The following is a 24625-nucleotide window of genomic DNA, read 5'->3' as shown; positions in this document are numbered from 1 at the left end:
ATACTATGGGATTAAAAGTCTTTGTGCCTCAATTCCTGCCCTGTCAGATAACAGGCAGACAGCATCAATATTAAAAAAATCAAAGACCCGGATGTTTATACGTCCGGGTCTTCGATTTTTATTCTGATTTATTGAATTTAAGCAACAACAGATTGTCCTGGTACAGTTCAAGTGTATTTCCTGATACCACATACTTATTGGCTTTGGCCATCATATCCAGGAAGTTTTTCTCGACACTGATGTTGTCGCACATCATTTTAGTAGATCCAATCTGGGATGCCGAAAAGCTTCCGTTGGAGGCATCGAGTCTTGCTGTTCCGAAATAGCTGTTGCATCCCGCATTTCCGTTTACTCTTTCTCCTTCAACGTTGAGCGTAGGGACTTTGCCTTTTACATTGTCTGCCAGTGTCCATTTCGTGTTGGCCAGTGACGGCTGGGATTTGCCTACTTTAGAAGCAGAGGCACTTGTCATGCTTCCGCAGGATGCCAGAACGGCAGCTGCACATATACTTAAAAAAAGGTTTTTCATTCGTTTCTTTTTTAGATCTTATCAAATGTACGGAAATTTTATTTTATTTACAGGAACGGCTGACAGAAGCAGGATGCACTCTGATGCCGTTGCTACAAGCATACATAAAAAAACGGGCCAAAAGCCCGTTCTGTTTTTTAAATGCTGATTATCTGTTATGATCTCAGTTCCGCATTGAATTCTTTCTGGAAGGATTTGATCAGGCTGTCCATCACTGCGGATATTTCCTTTTCCTCCAGGGTCTTCTCTTCGTTCAGGAGTTCAAAACTCATGGCATAGGACTTTTTTCCTTCCGGAAGGTTTTTCCCTTCGTATACATCAAACAGGTTAATGTTTTTAATGAAACGGGACTTGTTGCTTTTTGCCGTACGGTAAAGATCCTGATAGCCGATATTTTTATCGATCAGCAGGGCAAGGTCTCTCCTGATGGTATTGAACTTAGGGATATCCCTGAATTTCAGTTCATTTCCGGACCTCAGTTCCTGCGCGTATTCCAGCTCGATTTCAGCATAGAAACACTCCTGGTCGATGTCATATTCCTTCAGCAATGCAGGAGATACTTTTCCTATCCTTACCAGGGTTTTACCCTTTACTTCATAGGACAGAGCGTCTGAGAACCTTTCGTCTGACAATGCTGTTTCCGTATAATCTGCCTGTAGTTTTTCCAGCAATACCTTAACATAGGCCTTCAGGTTGTAAAAGCTTACTGCAGATTTAGGCTGCAGCCAGTTTTCTGCCACTTCCCTTCCGGTTACCAGTATCGCAAGCTGTTTCCGCTCCAGATATTTTTCTTTCTTATGATAAATCTTACCGAATTCAAAGAATTTGATATCCGCATTTTTACGGTTGATATTGTACACCGCATTCTGAAGAAGGCCTTCCAGTAATGATTTCCGCATGAATGCCAGGTCACCGCTCAACGGATTCAAAAGTTTAACGGCATCCGTCTCATCTTTTACCGAAGTAAGCGAGTTATTCATCACTTCGTTGAAGCCTAATGCCTGAAGGCTTCTCGCCCAGTTGTTTTCCAGCTCATCCTGGTCTTTGGCGTTCAGCTTCACCGGGGTGAACGATATTTTCTGTGGGGCATCTATTTTATTGTATCCGTAAATCCTCAGAATTTCCTCAATGACATCAATTTCACGGGTAACATCTGCCCGGTAAGCCGGTACGGAAACCTCAAATCCGTTCTGAATTTCATTCAGCACCTGGATATCCAGGGCTTTTAGTATTTCCTTTACTTTTTCACGGTGAATTTTCGTTCCTAGGATCTGTTCAATTTTAGAAAAACGCAAAATCACATAGCTGTCTTCTATTTTTTTCGGGTATTGCTCCAGCAATTCACCTGTCAGCTTTCCTTCTGCCAGTTCCTGGATCAGTTTAATGGCATGGGTAATCGCTGTTCTGGTGATATTCGGATCCACGCCTCTTTCAAACCTGAATGATGCATCGGTATTCAGTCCGTGGGCTTTTGCTGCCTTTCGTACTGCTACCGGATTGAAATAGGCACTTTCCAGGAAAATATTGACCGTTTCCGCAGAAACACCGGAATGGGCACCACCGAAAACTCCGGCAATACACATCGGCTGGTCTTTTCCGTCCTTGATCATGATCTCAGCACCATTCAATGTCCTTTCTACCCCATCCAGGGTAGTGAATTTGGTTCCTTCCTTAACAACTCCGACTTTCACTTTCTGATCTGCAATTTTATCGGCATCAAAGGCATGAAGCGGCTGGCCATAGCCATGAAGGATATAGTTGGTGATATCCACAATATTATTGATCGGACTCAAACCAATGGCTTTAAGCCTGTTTTTCAGCCAGTCAGGAGAGTCTGTCACTTTAACATCCCTGATGACGGCTCCGATATACCTCGGGCATAATTCTGCATCTTCCACTTCCAGGGTAAACTCATGCGAGTCTTCACTTTGCAGGCTTTCGGAAGACAGTTTTTCAAACTGGGATTTCTGCTGATTGGTGGAAAGATAGGCATGCAGGTCACGCGCAACCCCGTAATGTGACATCGCATCCGTCCTGTTCGGAGTCAGGCCGATTTCAAATACCTCATCATTGGAAAGCTCGAAATAATCGGCAAAGTTTTTCCCCACTTCATATTTGTCTTCATCCAGCACCATAATGCCGCCATGATCATCGCTTAATCCCAATTCATCTTCGGCACAGATCATTCCCTGGGAAACCTCTCCCCTTATTTTAGCTTCCTTGATTTCAAAAAAGCTTCCGGACTTGTCATAGATTTTTGTTCCGACTACCGCTACAGGAACGGTTTGTCCCGCTTCCACATTTGGTGCGCCGCAAACAATATGCAGTACTTTTCCGCTGCTTACGTCAACGGTTGTTTTTTTCAGCTTATCTGCATTCGGATGTTTTTCGCATGTAAGGACTTTTCCTACGACAATACCTTCAAGACTTCCTTTTACGCTTTCAAATTTGTCTATACCTTCCACTTCAAGACCGATATCGGTAAGGAACTCCCCTATTCTTTCCGTCTTCAGTTCCGTTTTGATAAAGTCTTTCAGCCAGTTGTTTGATATTTTCATTTTTATATTTTGAAAATTTTTGTTTGAATTTTGTACCGATACCAGCAGGTATTTTCCGCCTACAAATGTCGTGTTTTTTGAGAAACAGCGAAATTTATCCGGCTGTTTCAGATCATGAATATTGCTTTTTGTAATGATTTCCCTACCTGAAAATGATCTTAGACAACGGTATATTTTGATTCTTTACACCAGCATCTTAGATATACACTTAACTTTATTGTACTCATATCCATAAAAAAAGAGGCTTTGAAATCAAAACCTCTTGTATATTAAAACCTTGTCCTGTTACAATCCGATTACCGGCATAGATAACATCAGGATATTTTCATTTTCTTCAAGACCGTCCAGAGGCTCAATGATTCCCGGTCTATTAGGCTGGGACATTTTCATCGTAATATCGTCTGAACCCAGGATGGTTAACATCTCCGTTAAAAACTTGGAGCTGAAACCGATGTTGATATCTTCCCCGTTATAATCACAAGGGATCTGCATATCCGCTTTGTTAGCATATTCCGTGTCTTCTGCATGAAGGTGGAGAATATTGCCCGAAAGCTTAAATCTTACCTGGTTGGTTGATTTATTGGACATGATAGAGGCTCTTTTAATAGCGCCCAAAAGAAGGTTCCTGTTAATCGTCAGGACATTTGGGTTCTCTTTTGGAATCACCGCAGTATAGTTCGGGTATTTTCCATCGATAAGCCTGCAAATCCAGGTATGCTTCCCAAAAGTGAAACGTGCCATGTTCTCATTGAAATCGATGGTTACGTCATCGTTAGAGCTGGCAAGAATATTTTTAAAGATGTTCAGCGGCTTTTTAGGCATGATGAACTCCATAGGTTCGGCATTCATCAGGTCAATTCTCTTGTACACGACCAGTCTGTGAGAGTCTGTAGACACAAAGTTGGTCTCATTTTCTCCGAACTGGAACAATACTCCTGTCATTACCGGGCGAAGGGAATCGTTGCTGGTTGCAAAAAGCGTATTGGTCAATGCTTCGGACAAAACTCCGGCTGACATGGTCACACTCTGCGAAGCATCGAATTCCGGAAGTTCCGGATAATCGTCCGCATTGTCCAGCGCCACGGCAAAGTTGTCTTTTTCATCTAAAATTTCAAGCTGGCTCCCTGTACCTTCCGCATTGTCTTTTACAGACAGTGTGAGAGGCTGCTCGCCATAGGTCTTGATAAAATCCTGAAAGATTTTGGCCGGTACGGCAAATTTACCCGAATCATCAGACCTTACCTCAAGGGAAGTCACCAGAGTCGTTTCGCCATCAGATGCTGTAATGGTAACGTTGTTTCCGTCTAATTCAAAAAGGTAGTTTTCTAAAATCGGTCTCGACTGAGAACTTGATATTACGCCACTTACAGTTTGTAAAGCCTTCTGAAGTTCACCACTTGAAATAATAAATTTCATAGATTTAAAAATAAATTTTTACAAATATAACAAATAGAAAACAGATTAAAAAAAATAATCAAAGGAGTTTTTCACAAAGACCGTTAATCTTTTTTCAGGGCAGAGATTATATTCAGATTTCTGTAAGCATTTAATCCGGCATCAAATATTTCATTCCTGTAATACCTGGCCGTTACTTTTTGATGCAGCAGCGTTGGATATACTTTAGGCAGGTCTAAGCCCGACTGTACAGGGGTTACCCAGTACAGCTTTGTCAGATTGCCGTCTTCTCCCACGATATGGAACGCAACAAAGCCATCTTTTTCTATCCGGGTAACGGTACCGCTGACTGATCGTTCAGAGGACTTTTCCGAGGTGTCATCCTTTTTTTCATTTTCCATCATTTCCATAAAGAGGTCAGGACACTCCTTCAGGATCAACGCAGCGATCAGGTTTCCGGTTTCCGAAGAATCATCACGGAGGATATCCAGGTTATAGTCGTTTTTGAGTTGCTTGGCATAAGGTTCCGCAGCATTGATAATACAGAATCCCAGTTTGGTTTCAAGTGTTTTGGGATCAGGGTTTTCTGCCTTCACTTTCTTAAAACATTCACAGGCCGACTTTCCGATCTTAGCTTTGTATTCCTGCGAAAATGCCACTGTAGAAAGCAGGATCAGGAATAAGGCAAACAGATTTTTTTTCATGAATTTCAATTATCGTTTCTCAAAGATAGCCGATAAAACAGATAATCCCGGAATACTTGTTTTATATTTGCTAAAATAAATCACTCCATGCGAAAACCACTTTTCCATAAAAGTTTCCTGAATGCTTTCCGGGGTGTTTTCCTCATCATGAAAAGTGAGCGGAATTTCCGGATTGAACTCCTTGCTTTTGCCGTTAATGTGGTGCTGATTTTTTATTTCCACCTTTCATCATACGATACCGCGCTCATCCTTCTCATGTCTTTTGCAGTCCTCGCCGCAGAAATGCTCAACACGTCGATTGAGAAGGTCTGTGACATGGTTCATCCTGAATTCGACAAAAGAATCGGGTTTATCAAAGATGTTGCAGCAGGCGCCGTGCTTCTGATGGCTATTGCTTCTGTAGTGGTGGGAATTATGGTTTACGGAAAGTATCTCGTCAATGCTTTTTAATATTGCAATTTACATAAAATCAGATCTTTAAGCAATTCACTGGATTTGTGTTCAGAGATAGTGTTCAATGACCGGAATCATTATTTCAGCCATTATTCCATACCCTTTTTCATTAGGATGGACCCCGTCCGGAGAAAGCAGGAATTCCTTGTCATGTTCAAATGCGGCATGGAAATCAATGTAATGAAGGCCTTCAAGTTCAAGAGCGATCTTTTTTAATATCCAGTTGTATCTTATCGCTTCATCATTCGTTCTCAGCTTTCCTGAAGCCACCACTACTCCATCAACGCGTTTTGAAAACGGAAGAATGCTTAAGAGATAAATGTTTTCAGCATACTGTCTGGCTTTTTGAACAGCAGACCGTATATTCTGTTCAAACAGTTCCGGATTTATCATCTGATCCCCATTCTTTATGGCAAGATCATTCGCACCGTAACCGATAAAAACAATATTCCCGTCTGCAGCATTTCTGGCACCCATTTCGTGGGAAATCCGCTTTACGAGCCCTTCGGTTGTTTCACCACCGATTCCCAGGTTGAACAGGATCAGCTCATGGCTTCCTTCATGGTATTTCTGCAGGGCATACCGCTTCAGAATATCGACCCAGCCGCCAAATACGCCGTCATATTCCCCATAAGTGATGCTATCCCCGAAGAATAATCCATACCTCATTTTTTTCATTGTTTTAAATGTAATAGTTTCTGATATTGTTATCATCAGCCGTTTTATATTTCAGTCCAAAATTAAGGTAATATGTTTATGGGACTCTATAATCTCTACTAAAACTTCAAACAGCGTCTGCCCTTTTCCGTTGATCAGGTCATCCAGCTTCTCTTGGATCAGCTGTGTATTGAAGGGCTTTCCCTGATGGATTTTATGTTCGTAAAATGCTTTTGTAGCGTCTGGACCGAGGTCCTGTTCTGATTTGCGGGCACCTTTCCAGGTAACGGTAATATTTTCTCCATTTTCAAAGACACCGAACCCTCCGTACAGGATATCATCGAAACCGTCCAGCGTTCCGATGTTCCAGCCGGTATCTTTCATGAATACCCTTGAGGCTTCTTCATAAAAACCCTGCAGATCACTAAAATGACTGCCATGGATGACGATTATTTTGTTGTTAATGTTATTGTCATTTACATTCATCAACGGTAATTTTAAACGCTGAATGATACAATAATCAAACCTAACGGGTTTTGTAAACTCGTTAGGTTTAGGGATAGATCAGAAAAATGGCTGTCATGTATGACAGCCATTTTTTTATTTATTTTTATTTGAAATATTCAACTCCATTCCTGAATATATTATGGTAATTCGCGGTAGGAATATTTTTCATCAGTCCTTCTGCAAAACGCTCCGGATGGCCCATCCTTCCGAAGATTTTACCACAGGTGCTGGTGATCCCTTCAATACCGAACAGTGAATTGTTAGGATTGAACGGCATCCCGTGGGCAATATTCCCTTCCAGATCCAGGTATTGCGTAGCGATCTGCCCATTTTCATACAGCTTCTGGATTTCTTCTTCCGAGGCTATGAAACGGCCTTCCCCATGGGAAATCGGGATGGTAAATACCTGGTCTTTCATTCCTTTTAACCAAGGCGACTCATCATTGACAACTCTTACGTTTACCATCTGGGAAATGTGCCTTCTGATAGCATTATGAGCCAATGTAGGAGAATGCTCATCCAGATCTTTAATCCTTCCGTATGGAAGTAAGCCTGACTTCACTAACGCCTGGAATCCGTTGCAGATCCCGATGATCATTCCGTCCCTCTCCAGCAGTTCGTGAACGGCATTTTTCATCTTTTCGTTTTTCAGCACATTCACGATGAATTTTGCTGATCCATCGGGTTCATCACCGGCAGAAAACCCTCCTGAGAAAGCTAAAATCTGTGAAGTACTAATCTCTTTCACCCAGGCATCAATACTCTCCTCCAGCAGCTGGTGGTTGATATTGATCAGCGGCAGGCTGCTTATGGCTGCTCCTTCTTTTGCGAATGCATTCAGCGTATCGTACTCACAGTTGGTTCCGGGGAATACCGGAGCGAATACTTTCGGCTGCGCGATTCCATGCTTTTTAATGATGATATTCCTCGGATTGACCGAATTCAGTTTTCCGTCCAGTTCAACCGTTATTTTTTCCTTTTCAGCAGTCGGGAAAAGGTTCTCAAAAGTATGGGTATTCGCAGCCAGCAATTTTTCAATGGCAAATTCGGAACCGTTGATTTTGAGATTTTTTGAATCATTGACTGATCCGATAAGCTTAAGATCTGCAAAACCCAATTCTTCTGTAGATTCAATGATAAGGCTGCCGATGCTTTTAGTCAGCAATACGTTTTCATCAACCGTGATATCTGCACCCAAACGGTTTCCAAAGCTCATCTTCGCTAAAGCCACGGCCACTCCGCCTTCTTTTATTGTTTTTACGGAAATTATTTTTCCGGCTCTGATGTTTTCAAAGATGAATTCAAAAACAGCTTTAAGGGTATTGTAATCCGGAAGACCGTTTTCCTGTGCCTTGTGGCTGAACAGATAAATTTTGTTTCCGGCTTGTTTAAATTCAGGGGAAATGATGTTTTTCTTCTCTCCGTTTGCACAGGCAAATGAAATCAATGTTGGCGGAACATTCAGGTCCTGGTACGTACCACTCATGGAATCTTTTCCTCCGATGGCTGCCAGACCGAGATTCATCTGCGCATCATATGCCCCCAACAAGGAAGCCAGAGGTTTACCCCATTTCTCAGGGTTTTGCCCCAGTTTCTCAAAATACTCCTGGAAGCTTAGCCTGATATTCCTGTAATCGCCGCCCATCGCTACAATTTTCACTACACTTTCCAGGACGGCATAGGAAGCTCCTAATAACGAATTCTGCTTGGAAATCTCCGCATCGAAGCCCCAGCTGGCCAGGGAAACGGTCTCAATGTCTTTTGCTCCTAAAACAGGAAGCGTCTGAACACTGCCTTCCATCAGAGTCTGCTGGTATTTTCCTCCCAAAGGCATTGCTACGGTAGTAGCTCCGATGGAAGAATCAAACATTTCCAGCAAACCTTTTTGGGAAGCGACATTTTTATCGCTTAATATTTTCAGGAAGTTTTCTCCGCTGAAAGCCTGTGTATCTTCTTTAACTTCATCAAGATGGGTAATTTTCACTTCCTGTGTTTTGGAACAGCCGTTCGTATCCAGAAATTCCCTTGAAAGGTCTACGATTTTATCGCCTTTCCAGAACATCTGCATCCTTCCGGAATCGGTTACTTTAGCCACTTCAACAGCGACAATATTTTCTGCTTCACAGAACCTGATGAACGCTTCTTTATCCTGCGGATCTACCACCACGGCCATTCTTTCCTGAGATTCTGAAATAGCAAGCTCGGTTCCGTTCAGTCCTTCATATTTTAAAGGCAGTACATCCAGGTTTACTTCAAGAGAATCAGCAATTTCACCAATAGCTACGGAAACACCTCCTGCGCCAAAGTCATTTGATTTCTTGATCAGCTTCGTTACTTCAGGATTCCTAAACAAGCGCTGGATTTTACGTTCTTCAACGGCATTTCCCTTCTGCACTTCAGAACTCATGGTGTGGATAGAGGTTTCATCCTGCTCTTTTGAGCTTCCGCTGGCACCTCCAACACCGTCACGTCCTGTAGCGCCTCCTAAAATGATGATCGAATCACCATTGGCCGGCTTTTCACGCCTCACCCAGTCTACCGGAACGGCACCGGCAACGAAACCGACTTCCATTCTTTTAGCTTTATAACCCTCATCATAAATTTCAGAAACCGTAGTTGTGGCCAGTCCAATCTGGTTCCCGTAAGAAGAGTATCCGTTGGCAGCCTGTTTGGTAATCGTTTTCTGCGGCAGTTTCCCCGGCAATGTCTTATCCACCGGCTCCAATACATCGGCGGCACCGGTTAATCTCATGGCCTGGAATACAAAAGAACGTCCTGACAGAGGGTCACGGATAGCGCCTCCAAGGCATGTTGAAGCGCCTCCGAAAGGTTCGATTTCCGTCGGGTGATTGTGGGTCTCGTTCTTAAAAAGTAAATACCACGGCTCTTTCTTACCGTCGTATTCCGCTTCAATCTGAATGGTACAGGCATTGATCTCATCAGAGACCACCAGATTTTCCAGGTTGCCTGTTTTATGGAAATACCTGGCACAAACTGTAGCAAGATCCATTAAGGAAATCGGCTTCAGCTCGCGGCCTAAGAATTTTCTTTTTTCGATATAGTCATTAAAGATGGTCTCCAGCGTATGTTTAAACTGTCCTTCAAACTCAATATTTGATAATTCTGTTTCAAATGTCGTGTGGCGGCAATGGTCGCTCCAATAAGTATCCAGAACTTTCAGCTCAGTCTCGGTAGGATTTCTCTGTTCAGACTTAAAATATTCCTGAATGAATTTCAGATCGTCCAGTCCCAAGGCAAAACCATGGTTATTGTAGAAATTTTCCAGCTGCGCATCATCGAAGCTGATGAAATTGTCATGGATCATCACTTTTGACGGCGCTTCCTCTGCCGGAATATCCAGGATAGACAGGTCTTTTTCCTGTGACTCGACTTTATTGATGAGCAGGTCCTTGATCGCAGACAGTTCGTCTTCAGATACCCCATCCAGTTCAATGAGTTTTCCGCTTCTTACTTTGGATTTCTCATTTTCAGTCAGCAAAGCTATACACTGCTGGGCAGAATCTGCACGCTGGTCATACTGACCCGGTAAGAATTCCATGGCGAAATGCATTCTTTTTGCAGGATTACCGGTGTGCAGGATGTCTGTAACCGGATCTACGAAAGTACTGTTGACTACTTTTTCAAATTCACCTTCATTCAATCCGAAGATATCGTATACGTTGTATACTTTTACGCTTTTTACGGATGGAACAACCGCTTTTACTTCATCAAAAATTTTTGGACTTTCCACATCGAAAATTCCTCTTTTTTCTACGAAAATTCTTTTGTTTTGAGACATTAGATGTCAGATATTATATATTATTAGACTTATTTATTTCAAATTTACTTAGCGCCGGCTTTGTTTTTTGTCATCACAAAGATAGCATTCCTACGGAATGCTTGTCCTATTTGGACTTACATTTCTACACAGATTTCATTCCTACGGAATGAATAATGAATCTTTAAAACCTTTTCTGCACAATAAGATAATGTTTATGTTCGTTGCGAATTATGCTCCCTTAAAATTTTGCAGAATTATGTTGGACAATATCATATACTGCTGTATTATATTCAACCTCACACATTTTAATTCCTTCAAAAGATAATTCCATTTTTAATCGTTTAATTCTACATAACTGTTACTGGATCCAAGTACTATTATTTATCAAACTCTTCCAAATTCCGTAGGAATTATATCTGTGTAGCAAATTCATTAATATCCATCGGCATTCCGTAGGAATGCTATCTTATTCATTATAAAATTCAAATAAATACTCATCTTTGAATTCAATTTCAAATGCTTCCAGCATCTCCAAATATTCTTCTTTAAAATTTTTATTTACATGATGTTTTTCCTGATTTAAGATATAATTTACCACTTTATCTTTCTGGCTTTTAGCATAAGAAAAAGCACCGTATCCCTCCTGCCATGAAAATTTTCCTGAACAGAATTTCTTTTCATTAATAAAGTTTGTAGATTCTATTTTAACCGTTTTGATAAGATCCGGGATTGTGATCTGCAAGTTCTTGTAGCTGAAGAATACGTGTAAATGATCGGGATTTGCATAAATGGCAAGTATTTTTTGCTTTTTATTGACAAAAATTCCGCAAATGTATTTTTCTACTTCCTCTCGGATATCAGGCATGATTTTAATCTCGCGCCCTTCCGTTGCGAATACCGCCTGAAGATAGATCTGTGTATAGGTATTTGGCATTTTTTAGTATAACTCTACTCCCTTAACTTATTCGGATTATCCGGATGTTCCTCCTGAAATTTCTCAGCCTGCGCTCTCTGATCTTTCAGCCATTGTTCAAAAGGCACTTGTTCATCATCGTACTCCAGCGCGAAGACTTTTTTACCATCTTCCGAAACCAGAAACCTCATCCCGGATAAACCGGCTTCTATTTTCCTGTAGTCGTAAGCATTCACCTGATAAAAAGGAAAGTTTTCTTTTGGGCGTTCTACAATTTCAAAATATAGTTTTTTATCGGCATCGGATAATTTCTCATAGTAGTTGACGTAATAGAGATCCGATAATTTTTTATTTTGCTTTTCAAAAAACTGCAACATCTGTTTTTCTTTACTGCTGTATGAAAACGGATAAGGATAATGATTCCCGTTAACTTCTATGGTATTTGCGGATTTGGCTACCGGCTGTACGGTTTCTCCTTTGAAATTCATTACACCCCAGGTTCCGCCTACCATGGCTTTATGCTCTTCTTCTGTCTTTTCCCAATCGCAGCCGTCACAGTAAGCAGCATAACCATACCTGAAGGGCGACACGAAATCATGTTCAGGCTGTATGATCATTTTTCCGTTTCTGTCTGCAAAACCTACTTTCCCGTTTTTAACGAACCTTCTGACCCCTTCAGAAAAATAATCCGCACCATTATCATAAAAGAAAGGCCTGTACAGGAAGTTTCCTTTTGTGTCATAGACATATCCCCAGGCATTTTTCTCCGGCAGTTCATCTTTTTTCGGACCATCGAAATAGATGGTTTCTCCTTTCACCGGTTCACCGTCTTTCAGATCGGAAAAAATTTTGAACTGTGCCGGAACAATAATTTTACCGGCTGCATTTTTAACACCCACCAAAGAATCTCTGGTCTTAAAATAGTTCAAAACCTCTTTCTTCTGTGAAAAAGCAATCATCGGGATCAATAATGTGGCGATAAGTATTTTTTTCATTTTGCTGGGTTTATGGTGGTACAAAAAATCTATCCTGAAACGCTTACAAAAAAAATATGCAGCCCGAAAGACTGCATACTGCTTTATACTTTAAGATCAGCCTCGAGCCCGATCAGGTCTTTATTCTGATCAATGATCGGCTGTACTTCATTTTTAATAAACTCTTCCGTTTGTACCGGAGCAAAACCGATGAAGTTCTTAGGATCCAGTACTTCTTTCAGTTTGGATTTATCCAGCTTTAAAGAATCATCATTCAGGATTCTTTCAATCAGGTCGTTTTCTTTACCCTCTACTTTTACCTGCTTGGATGCTTCCATGGAATGCACTCTGATCACTTCATGGATTTCCTGACGGTCGCCTCCGGCTTTCACTTCTTCCATGATGATGTATTCCGTGGCCATGAAGGGAAGCTCGTCCATGATATGTTTGTTGATCCTGTTCGGATAAACTACGATTCCGTTCATAATGTTGTTCCAGATCAACAGGATAGCATCAACAGCCAAAAATGCCTGAGGAATGGTTAACCTTTTATTAGCGGAATCATCCAGTGTCCTTTCGAACCACTGGGTTGAAGCTACCATGGCAGAGCTAGTGGTAAGAGACATTACATATTTTGCCAACGCCCCGACCCTTTCGCTTCTCATCGGATTACGCTTATATGCCATTGCCGATGAACCGATCTGGTTTTTCTCAAATGGTTCCTCAATCTCCTTCAGGTTCTGAAGCAGGCGTAAATCGTTGGTAAATTTATGGGCAGACTGTGCGATATTCCCCAGTAAAGCTACCACTTTAGCATCTATTTTACGGTCGTAGGTCTGTCCGGAAACACCGAATACCTTTTCGAATCCGAATCTCTTGGATAATTCTTTATCCAGATGCTTTACTTTTGAATAATCCCCGTTAAACAGCTCCAGGAAGCTGGCCGCCGTTCCTGTGGTTCCTTTAACGCCTCTGAAGCGTAAAGTTTCCAGGAAGAAATCCAGCTCTTCAATGTCCAGCACCAGGCTCTGAAGCCATAATGTGGCTCTTTTTCCAACAGTTGTCAGCTGAGCAGGCTGGAAGTGCGTAAAGCCTAATGTTGGCAGGTCTTTATACTGAATAGCGAAATCCGCCAAATTCTTCATGACGTTAACGAGCTTTTTCTTCAGGATTAACAGTCCGTCACGGATCTGGATCAAATCCGTATTATCTCCTACAAATGCGGAAGTTGCTCCAAGGTGGATGATTCCTTTAGCTGAAGGAGCTACATCACCATACGTATGAACATGTGCCATCACGTCATGACGGAACTTTTTCTCATACTCTGCTGCTTTATCGTAATCGATATTCTCGGCATTGGCTTTCAGCTCTGCAATCTGCTCATCGGTAATGTCAAGGCCTAAATCTTTTTCAATTTCAGCAAGCGCAATCCAAAGTTTTCTCCAGGTGCGGAATTTGTTATTATGTGAGAAATTAAATAACATTTCTTCACTGGAGTAGCGCTCTTCCAATGGATTTTTGTAGGAATTCATTTTTTCTTATTACTTTTAGATATGCAAAAATAAGGTTTTTCGCTGAGAGTGAAAAATCAGAATTGCGGTTTACTGCAGTCAGAATATTAAGATGCACATGTACTCATTGTATCATTAATATCAGCTGAAGATCTGTTCCTGATATCAAGCGTATTTTAAAAACAGCCTTTATACATATTAAATAAGCTTATTCTTATAATAAACTATTTGGTGATCCGCATGATGCAGTGATGTGATTTGATGATGAGCCATTAATTATCAGGACTTTACACAAAAGAATAATTATTGATATTTGGAAATAATTTATTTGGAGTATCTGAAAAGTATTTTGTACATTTGCAACCTGTTATTCAACCTCTGACGATAACCGTGTAAGTTGCTTAGCTTTTAAACTTTTATTTTTATTAATAATGGATTTATTAAAGTACGTACAAGACAAGTACATTACAAAAAAAGAATTCCCTGAATTCAAAGCCGGTGATACCATCACTGTGTATTACGAGATTAAAGAAGGACAGAAAACAAGAACCCAGTTCTTCAAAGGAACGGTTATCCAATTAAGAGGTACAGGTTCTACAAAAACATTTACCATCAGAAAGATGAGTGGTGATGTAGGTGTTGAAAGAGTATTCCCGATCAACATGCCTGCACTTCAGAAAATCGAAGTTGACAGAAAAGGTAGAGTTAGAAGATCAAGAATCTATTACTTCAGAGATCTTAGAGGTAAGAAAGCAAGAATCAAAGACGCTGCTTACAAAAAGAAATAATTCAGACAACAATACATACCAAAAGAGACTGTTCCATCCGGACAGTCTCTTTTACTTTTTTGCTGTATTTTTAGAATGTAAAATTCCCAGATTATTTCTATTTTATAAAGTCATACAGAGCATTCCAGAACCGGCTGTAAGCCTCAATATGGGGAAGATGTCCTACATTATCAAGTTCTACAAGCTTCGATCCCGGTATTTCCTTCTGTGTCTTTTTACCCAATTCCTGGTACTGTCCCATTTTCTCCTGGAGCTCTTTCGGTGCCCGGTCTTTCCCAATGGCTGTCCTGTCCCTCGTCCCGATAATAAGCAGTGCAGGGACTTTAATATTTTTGAACTCGTAGCATACGGGCTGGTTATAAATCATATCTGAAGTAAGCGCAGCATCCCAGGCAACTTTAGGATAGTCGGGATGCAAAGTACAGCCTGCAATCAGATCCAGCCATGGCTGATATTCTGCCTTCCATTGATTATCATAATAAAATTTCATCTGATAAGCCTTATATGTTTCGGTAGTATTTTTAAGTTCAGACTGATAGGCTTTATCTATGTCCTGATAGGCAGCAAAGGTTTTATAATCTTCCAGTCCGATAGGGTTTTCCAGGATCAGTTTCTGAACTCTTTCCGGATATTGCAGTACGAATCTTGCCGCTACCATGCCTCCCATGGAATGTCCAAGTACAATAACCTTATCAAGATTCAGCTGATCCAGAATCAGTTTGGTATTTTCCGCCAGCTGCGAAAATGAAAACTGGTAAGTCTGCGGCTTTGAGGATTTCCCGAAACCGATCTGATCCGGTATGATCACCCGGAACCCCTTTGAAGAAAGATCTTTTGCAGTCTCTTCCCAGTACGCTCCGTTAAAATTCTTGCCATGCAGAAGCATAATAGTTTTCCCATTAGCCTTTTTCGGTTTTACATCCATGTAGGCCATTTTAAGAATATTGTTTTGGGAATTCAGATTCATATATTCTACCTGAAAAGGATACCGGTATTCGGTAAGCATGGCATCCAGCGGCTTTATCTGGGAAAAAGCCAATACAGGTGCAGAGCACAGAAAAATTCTAAGGGCAGCTAGTTTAAGGGATCGAATCATCTTTTTTAATTTACCATGGTTATAAAAAAACCGTTCCAAAAGAAACGGTTTTGATTATTTTCTCAGTATTATAACACCTGTTCATCAGCGATATGAAGATCTTTTTTTGCAGGCAGGTTCATCAGTACGATAGCCAATAGAATAAGAATAATTCCTATCCACTGTATCAGGAGAACCTTTTCACCCAACAGTATAAAAGCCATGGTTACAGATACGGGCAATTCAAGTGAAGAGACAATGCTTCCTAAACCCAGTCCCGCCTGTGGAAAACCTACATTGAACAGGATCGGAGGAATAATCGTTCCGAATAAAGCCAGAATGAAACCATATTTCCAGAATATGGAATAATCAAAAGCTCTTATATGACCGGTGTTTTCTGTAAAATTCAGATAGAATGACCTTAAAACCTCAGAGTGCAAAGGCCCGATCTGAGCAAAAAACAGGAATAGGAGGATGATAACCGATCCTCCGCAAAGCATGATAATACTCTTCCTGAACACCGGAAGATGGGTGGCAATGGTATTGGATGTAAACATTGTTAAAGTATACGATGCAGCCGCCATAAGCCCCCAGAATATTCCGTGCCAGTCCAGATCGATGTCCGCATGGATGAGATTGGTTGCCAGGACTGTCCCTGCAAGGACTATGATGGTGGCAATAACTTTCCTTGCATTCGGCAATGTTTTCGTAATCACACTTTCTACGACCACACTGAACCATACCGACTGCATAAGCAGTACAATAGCGATAGAAACATTGATATATTGCACCGCAATGTAATAGAACAGGCTGGTACACCCTAAGGAAGTACCCGCCAGCAACAACTTCCCTATTTCCCTGGAATCCGGTTTCGGTAAATCTTTTTTTGATGCAGCGGTCTGAATGACGTTGAGGATCAGAAGCCCGATGATTCCCAGTGCAAATTGTGATGTAGTAACTTCCGACGTTGTATACCCTTCATGATAAGCCATTTTAACAAACGTAGCCAACATACCGTAAATACTGGCTCCCAGTCCTACAAACAGGACTCCTTTTAGAACATTTTTCTTTTTCATCTCCATTGTTTTTTTGACCCTGCAAAGATATGACATTGAAAAGAAATGGTATTAAAAAAATACCCCGGACAAGCCGGGGTATTTTTTTTTAAATAAAGTGATGATCCGCTTATTTTTTTATGATCACTTTGGAAGTTGAATCCACATTAAGCCCTTTGACTTTTACAAGGTATGTTCCGCTAACAAGCTTATCTGTAGGAATCGATTTTTTGGCATCAGGGGAAATTTTATCTTCTGAAGAAACCAATTTTCCTGACATATCATAAATCTCCACACTTACTTTCCCTAATGTATTGGATGGGAAATTGATAAAGAATTCATTTCTTGCCGGGTTCGGATAAATTGAGATATTACTTTTCACAGCTTTTACTTCATCAGTGGCAAGTACACAGTCTGAAGGAACGGCAAAACTTGCAATCTGATCGTTGATATTCGTTTTGCTTCCTGCGCTGGCGCCTACCCCTAATCCTCTTTTGGCAAAAGTTCTCCAGATCATACATCTGTCAGCTCCACCGGTTGTATTCTGATCAGCAGTAAGAATAGCCTCTCTTCCGTCAATAAAAGTCGGATTACATACCTGCAATTTCAATGCATTAGTTACCAATTGCAATACTCTTGAACTTCCATTGGTCGTATTGGAAGTAACATTGGAAGCATAACCATATTTTGCGACATACTGCCAATGCAGATCCCAAAGCATTGAAGCCCATACGAATCCTATAGAGTGTACATCCGGAACAATTGCTCCATTTGAAGCAGTATATTCCATGCCATTAGTATCATCATAAGTAAAACCGTTAATTGAAAAATCAGGTGAGTATTTTGCAGGTCTTATTCCCCCGCCGCTAGTTGCCTGACCTATAGGATAGGTACCCATTCCTCTGGCTACTGAAGCATTATCCCCGGGTTTATTGGTCAGCATTAAAGCAAAAAAGTCAGACCAGCCTTCTCCCATCTGTTCCTTATCCGCTCCGGAATTAAGACAGTTATATCCTGTGCCTGTTAGCCTATTGGAAATTCCATGGCCATACTCATGGGTTACAATACCGTTATCAAAACTTCCGTCATATTTCGTATCAGCTCTCAGCGATAAGTTTACAGGAATAGATGCAGCAAGTTTCGATTTGATATATTCTCCTTCAGCATTGGTAATCAAAACAGAAGGAATCGTGATGGTATTGTCTGTTCCACTCATATTACCTAATGTGGAACCATTAGCCGTATTATTATAAATGATGACACCAATAGCTCCTGCATTCTGTGCATTCTTAACTTTTACAGTAAATGTACAGCTTGAAGCTCCTCCTCTTTCAATCAGACCGATTTTGCCTGACATTTCACCAGCAGGCAATGCAGCACATCCGGTAATAGCGCTTGCTAATTTCACATCTCCTGTAATTCCAATGTCATTTAAAGGTGACCCAAACTGAGCTGCACCTGCATTCACTATTCTCCCTACAGCATCAGAGGGGGCATTATAAAATACCTTACGGTTTGATCCCAGCCATAAATACATCTGCATAACGGGATTATAATTATCCGGATAAGAAGCAAAATTGGCATTGTTAAAACCTCCGCCATCCTGCGACTCTGCGAAAACCTCGTCATCATCCAACCCCCCATTGTTAAAATTGTTGCTCTGAAAATTTCTTGCAGACTCGGTAAAACCGAATTTATAGAAGATATCATGCACCATATTACTTATATAGAATAAGTTAGTGGTAGCAGCTGGTAGGTTAAGATATGATAAATCCGCTGGATTGTATGAAAAATCAAAATTTCTTGCTGTTCCACCATTCGGGGAGGTTCCAAATGTATCTTCATCATCATCCTTATCATCATATGCATAGACATTATTCCCTCTCGTAATCGTATAATGATTGGCTACATTGGAATGCCATCCTTCCGGTGACGCAGCAAGAATCCAGGGATTACTCACTATTGATCTGGATCCGAATGTAGGCGCTTCAAGAGGCAGGGCAAATACATTGTAAGTTGCATTATCCGGTGCTAAAGCGATAAAATTGGTATTGCTGTGGTCTGTATGGTAGAAATCCTCGTTTTGCGGCAGGGAAACCATGGTATTTTCGCCATGGGAATAAGCACCCTCACCAAAGTTACAGGAAAGATTCAGGTTGAGTTTTGCTATAATTTTTCCGGTAGAAGCATCCACAAGAATATTCCAGTGATTTGAGGTTTTAGGCTCATGCAAAAGATACTCATAGGCCAGCTTCAAATTACTATCTGCATCTTTGGTATACACAAGTCTCTGCTTAGCAGCAGAATTTTTATGCACCCCTTTTTCAAAAAAAGCCATCACGGACATTTGAGAAATTTCCGGCCGGCCTAATTCAGCTGCTATTTTCTGCAATGCTGTTTCCTGTGTAATCCCAGCTGAGGCAGAAGATACAGCCGTATAATCCTTTACAAAATTATCAGTATAATAAGCAACCCTGCCATCTTTGACTAAAGCTGTTCCTACTGAAGCATACACAGGAAATCCTTTGTATGTCTGCTGAATTTTGATGACATCCCCATTCATGGATGTGGATGGATCAACATTATCAATAATGAAACCGGTAAGATCCGGTTTTTTATAATCTCTGATTGTATTTTGAGAAATATATTGCTTGATCAGCTTTTCGCTATCCTGAGCATGTAAAGAAAGAGGAAATGCTGAAAAAACAGCAATCAAAACAGGTAAAATTAATTTCTTCATATCCATTAATAAGGGCGCTAAATTACAAATATTTACCATTAAAACGATAAATATTTAAACTTTTACACTTATAAAATCATAATGCAATAAAATCAATAAAAAACACCACTTTATGATATATTTACCCTATGATGATTTAGCGAAATAATTTAACCTGTATTTGGGAAAAGTAATAAAAAAAAGAGCTGTTTCATTCAGAAACAGCTCTTAATATTAATGATGGTTAAAGATTATTTACCTTCTTCCATTTTTCTTTTAAGTTCAGCTAATGCATCGATATCTCCAAGAGTAGATCTCTCTTCGTTTGAAGATGATGAAACATTGTTTGATCTGTTGTTAGAAGACTCTCTTACGTTTTTCTTCTCTTCATCTCTGAAAATTCCTGTGTGGGAAACTACAACTCTCTTGAATTCTTTGTTGAACTCAATTACTTTGAAGTCAGCTTCTTCTCCTTTCTTGATTTTAGATCCATCTTCTTTCTCTAATAATCTTGAAGGACAGAATGCCTCAACCTCAGCATCTTCAAACTGTACAGAAGCTCCTTTATCGTGAACGTCTACAGCTTTACCTGCATGAATGGTTCCTTCAGCATATTTAGTTTCGAATGCATCCCATGGATTGTCAGTCAATTGTTTGTGACCTAAAGATAATCTTCTGGCCTGGATGTCCAGTTCAAGAACTACAACATCTAGTTTATCACCAACTGCACAGAACTCAGACGGGTGCTTGATTTTCTTAGTCCAAGAAAGATCAGAGATGTAGATTAAACCGTCGATCCCTTCTTCCAATTCTACGAATACTCCGAAGTTGGTGAAGTTTCTTACCGTTCCTACATGCTTGGATCCTACCGGATACTTAGCTTCGATATTCTCCCATGGATCTTTGCTTAACTGCTTGATACCAAGAGAAATCTTTCTGTCTTCTCTGTCTAAAGTAAGTACTTCAGCTTCCACTTCATCACCTACTTTTACGAAGTCACCTGCAGATCTCAAGTGTGTAGACCAAGACATTTCAGAAACGTGAATTAATCCTTCCACACCAGGAGCAATTTCTACGAACGCACCATAGTCAGCAAGAACTACTACTTTTCCTTTTACTTTATCTCCAACTTTTAAGTCAGCAGAAAGAGCATCCCAAGGGTGAGCTTCTAATTGCTTCATACCTAACTGGATTCTTGTCTTCTCATCATCGAAGTCAAGGATAACCACTTTCACAGTCTGTCCGTCTTCAAGGATTTCAGATGGGTGGTTCACTCTAGACCAGGAAAGGTCTGTAATGTGGATCAATCCGTCTACTCCTCCTAAGTCGATGAACACACCGTAAGAAGTAATATTCTTAACAGTACCTTCAAGAACCTGACCTTTTTCAAGCTGAGCGATGATTTCTTTTTTCTGACCTTCGATATCTGCTTCGATCAGAGCTTTGTGAGATACTACTACGTTTTTGAACTCAGGGTTGATTTTCACAACTTTGAACTCCATAGTCTTACCAACAAACTGATCGTAATCTTTAATTGGCTTAACGTCGATCTGAGAACCAGGTAAGAATGCTTCGATTCCGTGTACGTCAACGATCATACCTCCTTTAGTTCTAGACTTAACAAAACCGTTTACGATTTCACCTGTTTCGTGAAGCTCGTTTACTTTATCCCAAGCCTTAAGCGTTCTTGCTTTTTTGTGAGATAACTGTAACTGTCCGGTTTTGTCTTCTCTTCTGTCTACCATTACTTCTACCTCGTCCCCTACTTTAAGGCCTTGGTTGTAACGGAATTCATTAAGAGAAATAACACCTTCAGACTTGAAGTTGATGTCTACGATAGCTTCCTTGTCAGTTAATCTAACTACTTTTCCAACCAATACGTCGTTATCGTCAAGGTTGTTCAAAGATCCGTTGTAGATTTCCTCAAGATCGCTTTTTTCTTTTCTAGCATCAGCATCAAGACCAGATTCGAAAGAATCCCAGTCAAATTGTTCAGGTGCTACGTTTTGGTTTAATAATAATTCTGCTGAATTTGTCTCTTTTGACATAATTCTAATAAAATTTGTATTCCTTCTTTCTTAACGGTTCGAATCAATGCGGATTAAAAAATACGGAAGTAATTAATTTTTAGTTATTTGCTTTTCAAACCTTTCGCCACAAAAAGCGGTGCAAAGATACACGTTTTATTTTAGATTAACAACATGTTTACTTTCTCTTAGGATTAGATCATCAAAGGTCAATCATTATTTAAGATCCATATATTCCGATTTAAATCCATACAGTCATTTAACAATATCAATTTATAACGATCAAAAGATCAATCTATAAAAACTATCTCATGAATAAAATTATTCTTTTGTTGGTAATCAGTATGATGACCTCTGGTTTCCACAGTTTAAAAGCATGTACTATTTTTTCCTGTTCCAGAGGAGGAAAAGCATATGTAGCCTCTAATGAGGATGATACAACACCTTTTACCAGAATATGGTATAACCCTGCGACCAAAGACCGTTACGCTTCCATTTGTTTTGGAGCACCGGATATGCAGATTGCTGCTGCCATGAATGAACATGGATTATTTTTTGATTACGCAGCAGCCAATTATGATTTAAGTAAACTTAATCTTACCAACCCTTATAAAAGTGATATCATGTGGGAGGTTTTGGGAAGATGTAAAAATGTAGAAGAAGCGATGGTCATTTTGAAACAATATGACTACATCTCTCAGTCGCAGGTTTTATTGGCCGATAAAGAAGGAAATTCTATCCTGATTAACCCCAAAGGTATTATCAAAAAAGAAGGCGACTTCCAGATCAACTCAAACTGCAATATGATTAATGGAAAGCTGGCATGCAGAAGACCGGAAATCGCCAATGAGATGCTGTCTGAATCTAAAGAAAACAATGTGAATTTCCTGAAAAGCATCCTCGACAAAACTCATCAGGAAGGAGAATTAAATACATTGTATTCCACAATCTGCGATTTGAAAAACGGAATGATCTATGTTTATCTTTTTCATGATTACAATACAGTATATAAAATTGATCTGAAAGCTGAGCTGAAAAAAGGCTACAGGATAGAAAATCTGGCAGATCATTTTCCTGCAACATTTGCTTATGAAAGTTTCTCAAAAAACCATGCTTTATATCTTAAAGAATCTATCTTCCGGGAAATGACAGATAAAGGTATCACAGCCACCACAGATCGCTATATATCAGAAAGTAAAACATCAAAAAATAAAAATTTAGATCCTGCCTTACTGGAGGTTGCTTTACAGCTTATTAAATATTCCTGGAATGAGCATAATCACGGCGGTATGTGGGATTATTGGTTCAGCAAGCCTTTAGGATATGAAATAAAGCAATATAAAGATTCTAAACTTGATTGTGCGGAGAAACTATTAAAATATTTATCAGCCAAAGACCACATCGATCACAAATTACAAAGCTTCATGTACGAAATCTTGGGTTTCACCAATCTCACACAGGGAAATAATATTTTAGCCAAAGAGTTATATGAAAAAGCAATATTCAACCCTGAACAGGCATACAGTGTAACTCTGGTTCGCGGAAAAGAAATGCTTGAAAGAATAAACGGAAATAAATAACATGAAATCTTCATTGAAGAAAGGCAGAGAATAAATAACCCTTAATCCCTCCCACACTTCCCCCATCCAAATTTATTACCTTTGCATCATGGAATTACAATCTATTTATCAGAAACTCCAGATTCAGGATATGAATCAGATGCAGAAATCGGCTTATAAGGCAACGGAAAACGGGCAGGACATAGTGCTGCTTTCTCCTACGGGCTCCGGTAAGACGCTGGCTTTTTTATTTCCGGTACTGAGAAATCTTACAAAGGATGCCCAGGGAATCCAGGCTATGATTCTGGTGCCGGCAAGAGAACTGGCCCTTCAGATCGAGCAGGTTTTCAAATCGATGGGAACCGATTTTAAAGTTTCCGTTTGTTACGGAGGCCATGATAAAAAGATTGAAGTCAATAATTTAACAGAAGCTCCTGCTGTCCTGATCGGTACACCGGGAAGGGTGGTTTATCATTTGAGAAACAATAATTTTGACCCTAAAAGCATCCGGACATTGGTGCTTGATGAGTTTGACAAGGCCCTGGAACTCGGATTTCATGATGATATGGAATTCATTTCCAATTCCCTGAAAGGCTTAAGCCAACGAATCCTTACGTCCGCTACTGCCATGGATGAAATCCCTGCATTTACAGGACTTAAAAATGAAAAAACAGTCAGCTTCCTGAAGCTTAATGAAGCAAAACCTGATATTCAGCTTAGAAAAGTAATGACGATATCTGAGGAGAAACTGGATACCCTTTTCAGCCTGATCTGTAAGATCGGGAATAAAAGAACGCTTATCTTTTGCAACCACAGGGATGCTGTGGACCGTATTTCCGAACTTTTAAGGGAAAAAGGCATTGACCATGAAACGTTCCACGGTGGCATGGAACAGGATGAAAGGGAACGTGCCCTGCTGAAATTCAGGAATGATTCAGCCCGGATCTTAATCACGACAGACCTGGCTGCGAGAGGCCTGGATGTGCCTGAAGTAGAGTCTATCGTGCATTACCAGCTGCCGCCGAAAGAGGATGCTTTTATCCACAGGAACGGGCGTACGGCAAGAATGAATGCCAAAGGTTTTGCCTATCTGATCATGACGGAAGATGAAAATTTCCCGTTCATTAAACAGGATACGCAGGAAGAAAGTGTAAAAGGCTTCCATAAAGTTCCCGAAAAAACACCATTCCAGACCATTTACATCAGTGCAGGAAAAAAGGATAAGGTAAATAAGGTAGACATTGTTGGATACTTAATTAAAAAAGGAGAACTTCAGAAGGAGGATATCGGCCTGATTGAAGTAAAGGATACGACCTCTTATGCAGCCGTCGCCAGAACTCAAGTCAATACAGTATTGAAAAAGCTGAGCAGCGAAAAACTGAAGGGTAAAAAGGTGAAAATGGAGATCGCCTACTAAATA

The 24625-nt window shown here is 40.4% G+C and carries 18 protein-coding genes; 4 read left to right on the top strand and 14 right to left on the bottom strand.

Annotated features, from left to right (window positions below; genetic code table 11):
• Window positions 1–118 precede the first annotated feature (118 nt).
• From CGB83_RS18655 to CGB83_RS18640, 4 genes are all read right to left on the bottom strand, one after another.
• The gene (locus CGB83_RS18655) at window positions 119–529 is read right to left on the bottom strand and encodes an META domain-containing protein (protein WP_100077191.1); all 411 of its coding nucleotides are present in this window, start codon (window positions 527–529) and stop codon (window positions 119–121) included.
• Between the two features lie 155 nt (window positions 530–684).
• The gene (gene pheT / locus CGB83_RS18650; RefSeq protein WP_100077190.1) at window positions 685–3087 is read right to left on the bottom strand and encodes a phenylalanine--tRNA ligase subunit beta; all 2403 of its coding nucleotides are present in this window, start codon (window positions 3085–3087) and stop codon (window positions 685–687) included.
• 285 nt (window positions 3088–3372) lie between these two features.
• Entirely contained in the window at window positions 3373–4503 is a 1131-nt protein-coding gene (dnaN, locus tag CGB83_RS18645) for a DNA polymerase III subunit beta (protein WP_100077189.1), read from the bottom strand.
• 83 nt (window positions 4504–4586) lie between these two features.
• Window positions 4587–5186, bottom strand: a complete 600-nt coding sequence (locus tag CGB83_RS18640; protein ID WP_100077188.1) for a hypothetical protein — start codon at window positions 5184–5186, stop codon at window positions 4587–4589.
• Between the two features lie 87 nt (window positions 5187–5273).
• On the opposite strand from CGB83_RS18640, the gene CGB83_RS18635 reads away from it, so the two are divergent.
• The gene (locus CGB83_RS18635; protein ID WP_100077187.1) at window positions 5274–5636 is read left to right on the top strand and encodes a diacylglycerol kinase family protein; all 363 of its coding nucleotides are present in this window, start codon (window positions 5274–5276) and stop codon (window positions 5634–5636) included.
• A 51-nt stretch (window positions 5637–5687) separates the two neighbouring features.
• Here CGB83_RS18635 and CGB83_RS18630 read toward each other — a convergent pair whose 3' ends face one another.
• From CGB83_RS18630 to purB, 6 genes are all read right to left on the bottom strand, one after another.
• Complete coding sequence (locus CGB83_RS18630; RefSeq protein WP_100077186.1) at window positions 5688–6317, bottom strand: SGNH/GDSL hydrolase family protein; 630 nt, start codon at window positions 6315–6317, stop codon at window positions 5688–5690.
• Between the two features lie 51 nt (window positions 6318–6368).
• Window positions 6369–6782, bottom strand: coding sequence for a barstar family protein (locus CGB83_RS18625; RefSeq protein WP_228419999.1), 414 nt, complete (start codon window positions 6780–6782; stop codon window positions 6369–6371).
• Between the two features lie 124 nt (window positions 6783–6906).
• Window positions 6907–10602, bottom strand: a complete 3696-nt coding sequence (locus tag CGB83_RS18620; protein WP_100077184.1) for a phosphoribosylformylglycinamidine synthase — start codon at window positions 10600–10602, stop codon at window positions 6907–6909.
• 448 nt (window positions 10603–11050) lie between these two features.
• The gene (locus CGB83_RS18615; RefSeq protein WP_100077183.1) at window positions 11051–11518 is read right to left on the bottom strand and encodes a transposase; all 468 of its coding nucleotides are present in this window, start codon (window positions 11516–11518) and stop codon (window positions 11051–11053) included.
• Between the two features lie 14 nt (window positions 11519–11532).
• Complete coding sequence (locus tag CGB83_RS18610) at window positions 11533–12492, bottom strand: WG repeat-containing protein (protein ID WP_100077182.1); 960 nt, start codon at window positions 12490–12492, stop codon at window positions 11533–11535.
• A gap of 83 nt (window positions 12493–12575) precedes the next feature.
• On the bottom strand, window positions 12576–14003 hold the full coding sequence (gene purB / locus CGB83_RS18605) for an adenylosuccinate lyase (protein ID WP_100077181.1): 1428 nt from the start codon (window positions 14001–14003) through the stop codon (window positions 12576–12578).
• A 410-nt stretch (window positions 14004–14413) separates the two neighbouring features.
• Between purB and rplS the strand changes: the two genes are divergently transcribed.
• Window positions 14414–14770, top strand: coding sequence for a 50S ribosomal protein L19 (gene rplS, locus CGB83_RS18600; protein ID WP_100077180.1), 357 nt, complete (start codon window positions 14414–14416; stop codon window positions 14768–14770).
• Window positions 14771–14867: 97 nt separating this feature from the next.
• Here the strand turns inward: rplS and CGB83_RS18595 are convergent, their stop codons facing one another.
• The 4 genes from CGB83_RS18595 to rpsA form a co-directional block, all read right to left on the bottom strand.
• Entirely contained in the window at window positions 14868–15866 is a 999-nt protein-coding gene (locus CGB83_RS18595) for an alpha/beta fold hydrolase (RefSeq protein WP_100077179.1), read from the bottom strand.
• A gap of 68 nt (window positions 15867–15934) precedes the next feature.
• Window positions 15935–16921: a DMT family transporter gene (locus CGB83_RS18590; protein ID WP_100077661.1), complete on the bottom strand. Its 987-nt coding sequence runs from the start codon at window positions 16919–16921 to the stop codon at window positions 15935–15937.
• Between the two features lie 109 nt (window positions 16922–17030).
• Window positions 17031–19640, bottom strand: coding sequence for a T9SS-dependent M36 family metallopeptidase (locus CGB83_RS18585; protein ID WP_228419997.1), 2610 nt, complete (start codon window positions 19638–19640; stop codon window positions 17031–17033).
• A gap of 230 nt (window positions 19641–19870) precedes the next feature.
• Window positions 19871–21667 carry a 30S ribosomal protein S1 gene (rpsA, locus tag CGB83_RS18580; RefSeq protein WP_100077177.1) on the bottom strand — a complete coding sequence of 599 codons (1797 nt, stop codon included), beginning with the start codon at window positions 21665–21667 and terminating at the stop codon, window positions 19871–19873.
• Between the two features lie 290 nt (window positions 21668–21957).
• On the opposite strand from rpsA, the gene CGB83_RS18575 reads away from it, so the two are divergent.
• Entirely contained in the window at window positions 21958–23226 is a 1269-nt protein-coding gene (locus CGB83_RS18575; protein WP_157761463.1) for a carcinine hydrolase/isopenicillin-N N-acyltransferase family protein, read from the top strand.
• 88 nt (window positions 23227–23314) lie between these two features.
• The gene (locus CGB83_RS18570) at window positions 23315–24622 is read left to right on the top strand and encodes a DEAD/DEAH box helicase (RefSeq protein WP_100077175.1); all 1308 of its coding nucleotides are present in this window, start codon (window positions 23315–23317) and stop codon (window positions 24620–24622) included.
• The last annotated feature ends 3 nt before the right edge of the window (window positions 24623–24625 follow it).

It is taken from the genome of Chryseobacterium camelliae (genome assembly GCF_002770595.1).
In the GTDB taxonomy this organism is placed as follows: domain Bacteria; phylum Bacteroidota; class Bacteroidia; order Flavobacteriales; family Weeksellaceae; genus Chryseobacterium; species Chryseobacterium camelliae.
This window is presented reverse-complemented; position numbering and strand designations above follow the sequence as displayed.